The organism is Fulvivirga lutimaris (assembly GCF_009711525.1).
GTDB lineage: Bacteria > Bacteroidota > Bacteroidia > Cytophagales > Cyclobacteriaceae > Fulvivirga > Fulvivirga lutimaris.
Window position 1 is genome coordinate 1 of record NZ_SMLV01000308.1, and the last position, 7338, is coordinate 7338.

Here is a 7338-nt window from a genome sequence, read left to right on the forward strand (position 1 = left end):
CTCATTGAAATCAGAAGAAATTAAGTTCGGTGACTTTATTACTCTTCCAACATTATCCACCAAATACACTTGCCCTATTTTATCATTAGTTCTAATCTTAATCTGACTGTCAAATGGATTCGGATAAACCTTGAATTCCGGAATAAGGGCATCATTTGATTCAAGACTCAATTGATCTGAAATGCCTGATGATTGACGTGCATTACTAGCACCTCCGACTACATCTGAAACATAAATAACTATTGCTCCAACATGAGCCAGAGTAGCACCCTCCATTGAATTCATGTCTAAGAAAATCTCTCCATTCTCATCTGCCTGAACACCATCAATTCGAACGGTATTGTTGGTATTGTTGTAAGCATCAAGTGTTACAGTCTCTCCATTAATTGTAAAATCTGTTCCCCTTTTGTCCACTGTCCGGCTAGCAAAGAATTCAAAATCATACTGACGCGTTAGATTCAGATTTGAAAATTTGAATGTTGCTATTTCAATTTGTTCTATATAATAATATGATCCCATGACAACATCAGGGAATACACCTGAATCATCGCCTGTGGTTGCTCCTCCATTACCACTGGTAGCAAAAGAAGTTCCCATTGAGTTTGATGCAATTTCCATGTCAACCCCTGATGGTGAGCCATCATCTGTCAACAGATTGGGATAAACATTACCTATAAATGGTCTATTATTTGTATTGTTCCATGGTGATCCTGCCACTGCCCCTTCTCCACCAACATTTATGTAAATAGAATTACGTAATGTAGATGAGCCTACCACTGAAGTATAAGGTGACTGTCCTTCTCCATTGACAGCTCGCATCATATAATAATAAGTCTGTGCTGTGGTCAATCCTCCATCTTCATAACTTTCAACATCAACACCTACTGTTGTTACTAAACTAAACGGTCCTGCTTCATTTTGTGAACGATAAATCTCAAAACCTGTCTCATTGTTTGAATTATCTGACCAATTCAAAGCTATTGAGCTCTTTGAGGACGGTTTCGCTGACAAATTCAACGGCTCCCCTGGTACAGCTGACGGCTCATAGTAATGTAACTCCAGTGTATTAATATATCCCCACGATGAACCTGCCGCTCTCGTAACGCCTAAAAGTATCTCACCGTTTCCATCTGGACTTACAGCATTGATTCGTACAACCTCACTTGCGTTATTTCGTGCATTTAATGTCACTGTTTTACTACCAATGGTATATTCAGTAAACCTGTCTTCGGTTATTCCTGCTCTACTTGCAAAAAACACAAAATCATACAGTTTTGATGGGTCAAGATCAGTAAATAAAATACGCTTTGTGCTACTTGAATTATGGGCATAATAAGTGCTCATAACTATATCAGGATACATCCCTGAATTATTTCCTGTGTTAATGCCTTGGCTATTTCCCCCTGACCAGCCATCCAACAACTCAACATCAACTGTTGTTGTTAATCCCTCTGTTGTCGATAAGTTTGTGAAACTCTTTCCTGATGATGGGAAAGTATTAGTGTTATTCCATGGACTTCCTGCTACACCTTCTACACTGAAGTTGATAAGTATTACATCCTCTACTCTATCTGTAACTGTCAGCACTAAATCAACAGGAGTTGTACTTAAAAGATTGTCTAAATCATCATAATCACTTAGAACTACCTGAACTGTATAAGATCCAATATCCAAGAATGAAGGCATTAAACTTAGTGATCCTATTCCATTACCCTCTGAAATATAGCTTCCAAATGGCGGTAGGTTCACAAAAGACACCTCTACCCTGTCACCATCAAAATCTGTAACAACGACATCCATATTTGTCTGAATGTCTACCAATACTGTTTGCTCTAATTCAAGCTCAAACTCAGGAATATTATTATTAGTACTAATCTCTATGCTCGGTGTACTACTCTCTCCATTGCCACTGTACGCTGAAACTCGGTAACTGTAAGTAGTATGACCAAGTACAGAAATGTCTTCATATTCAGTTACGTCTACACCAACTGTTCCTATTTCCTGCTCTGCCTCTCCCAAAGAACTTCTGTAAACCTTGTAACCTTGCTCGTTAAATGCAATATCGGTCCACTCTAGTAAAACCCCATTTGTTGGTGTTAAACTGGCAGTTAAATTCCCTGGACTGGCCGGTGCTGATCCATCATCAAAGCGCGATTCTATTATCATTGAATTTAGATATCCGTAAGAAGCTCCACTTCCCAAGCTCACAGTCATCAAAATATCACCGTTAACATCAGGTACCAGACCCTCTAATCGAGCTGTATTAGAAGTGTTTTGTGTAGCATTAACTGAGGCACTCTGACCGCCTACTGTAAATACCGTTGTCCTGTCACCGTTGCTATTCCTACTTCCTAGCATCTCGAAGTTATATATGTAATCAGGATTCAATCCTGAAATTCTGATATCTTCTGACACATCACTTGTCCAGAAATAAGATAACATGACATCATCAGGATAGATTCCTGGAGATTTACCACCAGAAGTAGAACTACCATTAAACGCAGTCTCCAGGGCAACTCCAATACTCGTTATATCTCCATAGTTATTAGAAAGATCATTACCAGCAGTACCCTGAGAGGCGTCTCCTGTAATATTGTTCCAAGGCGCAGCAGCATTTACTCCACTTCCTCCAAAATTAACATATACTTCATAGTTTGGATCAAAGTCCTCTATTACTGCATCAATAGTTACTAAAGACTGTCCATCGTTACCATCATTTAGAGTAACTTGAATTGAATAGCTACCTGCATCTAATAAACCTGGGCCAAATGTCATTACCAAATCATCTCCATCAACTTCAGTACTCAACATCGAAGGAGGGTTATTTACAACCCATGTTAAATCATCTCCATCACTGTCTGAACCAGTAAGAGTCACTACTGCAGTATCACTTTCTCTAATATTTACGTTTGAAGCGCCAGTTATAACTGGGGTGTGATTTGAGTTTACTGTTAAATCAAAAGTTAATTCTAACATTCCCCCGAAATTATCACTTACCTGAATAACCAAGTCTGGATAAAATCCTTCATCACCTAGATTCGGTTCGATAATCATCTCGCCAAAACCATCACCATAATCGTAAACATTAGCGAAAGGCGGAAAATTCACGGCATTAAGTGCTAGTTGTTCATTACTCCCATCAGGATCTACAGCTTGTAGAGCAAGTTCAAAAATCTCATCATACCTCATTAATACATCTGATATAGCCGGCATAGATGGAGTAGTATTAAGCGTATTTACAACCACTGAACTCGGAGAAGATGAGCCTGAAACATTGATCGTAAGAACCTCAAATAGATATTCAGTGTGGGCTAAAAGGTTATCAAAACTATAGGTTGTTTGATCTGGACCCAATGTTTCAACAAGCACTAAATTATCAGGCCCATTTGACGACCTGTATACTTCATAAGCTGTCTCCGATGAACCATAATCGTCCCAATTTAGAACAACACTTGAGGCAGAAACATTATCTATTGCAAGGTTAGCTGGTGGTGTTGGAATTTGAGGTAAATCAAATGTACGAGCCGAATGAGGTATTCCCGCTCCATTCATTACATTTTCAATTCCGCTTTCATCTAAAGCACTCAAAAAGTAATTAAAATCATCAATAAAACCATTGAAATTATTATTCACTACATCAAAGGCATTGCTACTATTACTGGCTCCAATCCCAGCATCATTACCATGAGATGAAACTGTCGAATAAGGAATATCTAATTTTGACTCCGCTAAGATACCATTGATATACAGATAAAGTGCACCTGAATTAAACACAACCGCCACATGCGTCCACTCAGAAGCAGTCATTTGCCCTGACACCATTTGAATATCATGAGCGTCTTGAACTGCCGCTTCAAGTAAACCGTTATTTATTCTCAATCCAAACCCATTAGTGGACCCACCTTCATCAAACAGGTCTTGTATTCCATTGACATTATCAGTGTATACCCAAAGAGCAAACGTTCTCTCACTAAATTCATCATGAATGAAAGAGTTTCCTGTATCAAAATCAACATAGTCATTATTTCCAGATAAATCCAAAGCATGTGACCCCTCATACTTGTTAGCGAAAGAAAATGTAGCACCGTTTCTTAAGGCACTTGAAGTGCCATTACCAGACGCATCACCAAGATCATCATTAAAGTTTAGCTGAGCCTGCGCAAGTGATACATAATCACTAACAAATTCAGCCGAACCAAATTCACCTAAAGCTATAACACTATAATAATAGGTAGTTGATGCTGACAAGCCCTTATCAACATACTCATTAACATCAGCAGGCAGCTTAGCAATAGCATTCCAAGGGCCATCAAAAGACGTAGACCTTAAAACCTGAAAACCTGTTTCAATAGTGCTATTGTCAACCCAAGTAATCTCAACTTGATTATAAGAAGACGCAATTGCAACAACCTCAGTTGGTGCCAATGGAATAGGGTTCTCTATTTCAGTTAAGATTTGTTCTATCCCTGACTCATCAATTGCATTTGAATAAACATGCAAATCATCAAGATAACCTCCGTAAACTCCTCCAACCTCATTAAAAGCATTACTTCCACCTCCTGTAGCGCCAAACCCTGAGGCATCGGTATGTCTACTAATACTGGTGTAACCAACATCTAAATCTGAAGCAACAAGCTCACCATTCTGGTAAAGCAACATATCTCCACCATCAAAAACTGCAGTAATATGTATCCAAATACTAGGTAAAATTAAAGAACTAATAGTATTTTGAGTACTACCATCTCTAACCGCGAATTCTAACAATCCATTATTAATCCTAACAGCAAAGCCATTAGTTGAGCCACCTTCATCGTATAAAACCTGATTACCATTAACACTATTAGCAAAAGCCCAAAACGCTACAGAGCGTTCAGCAAACTCATCAACAAACAAATCATCACCTCCAGATAGGGTTACATAATCGTTAATGCCGTCTAAACTTAAAACATGGGACCCTTCTTGCAGGTTGTTATCATCAAAGCCAACCCCATTATTGCCACTAGCAACTACGTTCAAATTATTGGCTTCATCAAAATTATTATTGAACTTAAAATTTGCATTCGCGGTGGCGCCAATATTAACATAAAGAATTTGACTCTCTGGGGATATATTACCAGCTACGTCTGTAGCCTTCACGCTTATTTGATAAGTTTGACCATCCAATAAACCTGACACAAGAAAATTAGACTCATCTGTAACAAAATTTTTAACTCCATTTATAAGTATTTCATATTGATCCACTCCCACATTATCAACGGCCTCATCCCAATCGATTTCAACAGCCGAACTAGTAACTGAAATTATTTTAAGGTTAGTAGGAGCTTCAGGCGCTTTCTCATCCAACTCGGTAGATCCAGAAACTAAGGCCGTTGCGGTGGATCCACCATAACTGTTAATCGCTCTCATTTGATACCAATAAGAAGTGTTGGGATCCAGATTTCCATCTACATATGAACTTTGATCAGCTCCGGTAATATGAAGTAATTCCAGTTCACCATTTTCTGAAAGCGACCTGTAAATTTCAAACCCTGTTTCATTATTTAATGGAGCCAAATTTTGTTCCCAAACCAACTCGAGTTCTGTTTTACCTAAAGTATTAACAATTAAATTAAGAGGTGCATCCGGTCCATTTGCTCCATTTGCATCTACAATTGTAAACGGATTTCCAAAACTGGAAGCACAGCCACCAAATTCCTGTACTTGAGCCTCATAATCACCTGGCCCAACATTCTGCAAAATTCTTTCATTTCCTATAATGGTGCTAGAACCTGATTTTTTCCATTGATAATCAGCATAACCCTCAGGAAGTTCTAACCCAATTACAGTATTACCATCGAGTGATGGTAATACCTTACTCACAAACCCATTAGTCTCAATATCAGGTGTAATTGTAGGGTTTTTAACACTTATTTCGATAGGATCAGACCAATCAGTCCAATTAGCCCCTCGTCTAAATCTACCTTTGTAAGTTCCAAACTCAGTAACCGTATATTCATTCCCAGATGCGCCTGATATAACTACACCATCCTTCATCCATTCATACCCGGAAAAACCGGCTGTATAACCTAATGTTATGTTAACATCATCTCCTGGACATACCTCAGTAAAGCCATAAAAAACAAGAGGTTGATTTTTCTTTTGTTCAAGAAACCATGTATAAAAGTCGCTTCTATTATACATTCTTGCCCAGGCACTATGACCTAGATCTTCATAGTAAAAATATTCTAAATCACCTCCATTCTGCACATATTGTTCAACAAGGTCTTGAGATTGATCAGGAGTAGGATTATTATCTCGACCACCCTGAACGTGCCTTACTGGCACATGAATAGAATTACTATTAAAGAAAGAGCCACTTGCTCCTGATATAGATAGCGAGGCTGCAATCAAGTCAGGCCTATCTCGTAAATGCTGCCATGTTTGAGTAGCTCCTCTTGATCTTCCAGATATATAAACTCTATTTTCATCAACATCTAGGTAGTTTAATGCCATTTGCACCAAAGACGCAAATTTAGATGAAGCCAATTCTTGATTTTCAGTCTGCCAGAACAATACAAAAGCAGGGAATTCACCACTTTGAACATCCTCCATAAACCTTTGGCCTATATCATTTCTGCCCTTAAGCTGAACAGTATTATCCGTACCTCGACCTCCTGCTCCCATTGAATAAATCATGAGTGGAAAGTCTTGGCCAGTGGTATTAGTCCAGGTGTCTGTATTAGGATCATAGGTTACCCCATTTGGCGGCAGCAACCTGAACCACGTACCTTGATAAATAAAAGGTATGTACGGAGATGTATCCCAGCCTTGACCTATTTCCTCATACCCCCAATAACTCATATTATTATATGGAGGAGGATCTTCAGGAAAAGGAACGGATTGAGCATTTGAATTCTCAGCAGAGAAAAACAATACAATCAATAACAGGGCTGACAACCCTGATGTTTTAAGCCAACTAACTATCATAGGTCAGGTATTAAATTGAAAAACCTTATAAACTTACATGTTCAGACAAAAACTTACATCCTCAACCCCTCACACTTTTTGACGTAAAGTTCTTAATAAATTTGTTCCATTCCAACTATTAGGTGGAAAATTCAATATAAATTTTCAAATCACACTTTGAACTATACTAATAAACAGAATGTCTATTTTTTTGCACTTTTTACTGATGGTGAGAAGAAAGTTGAGCTATCAAAAAACTGCCTAAAATAAACTTAAAGGTATTTTTCAAAGTATTTTAAGTTCTGATCAAGCACTAGTAGTGGTTCATGTATTTGTATTATATGTATATCAGGAGAATCATTGGCTTCTAAAATCTGAAAACCGTCATTATGG

The 7338-nt window shown here is 38.2% G+C and carries 1 protein-coding gene; it reads right to left on the reverse strand.

From position 1 onward, the window contains the following. On the reverse strand, nt 1-6966 hold a 6966-nt coding region (locus tag E1140_RS05895), incomplete at its 3' end, for a fibronectin type III domain-containing protein (protein ID WP_155180210.1). Nucleotides 6967-7338: the final 372 nt, after the last annotated feature.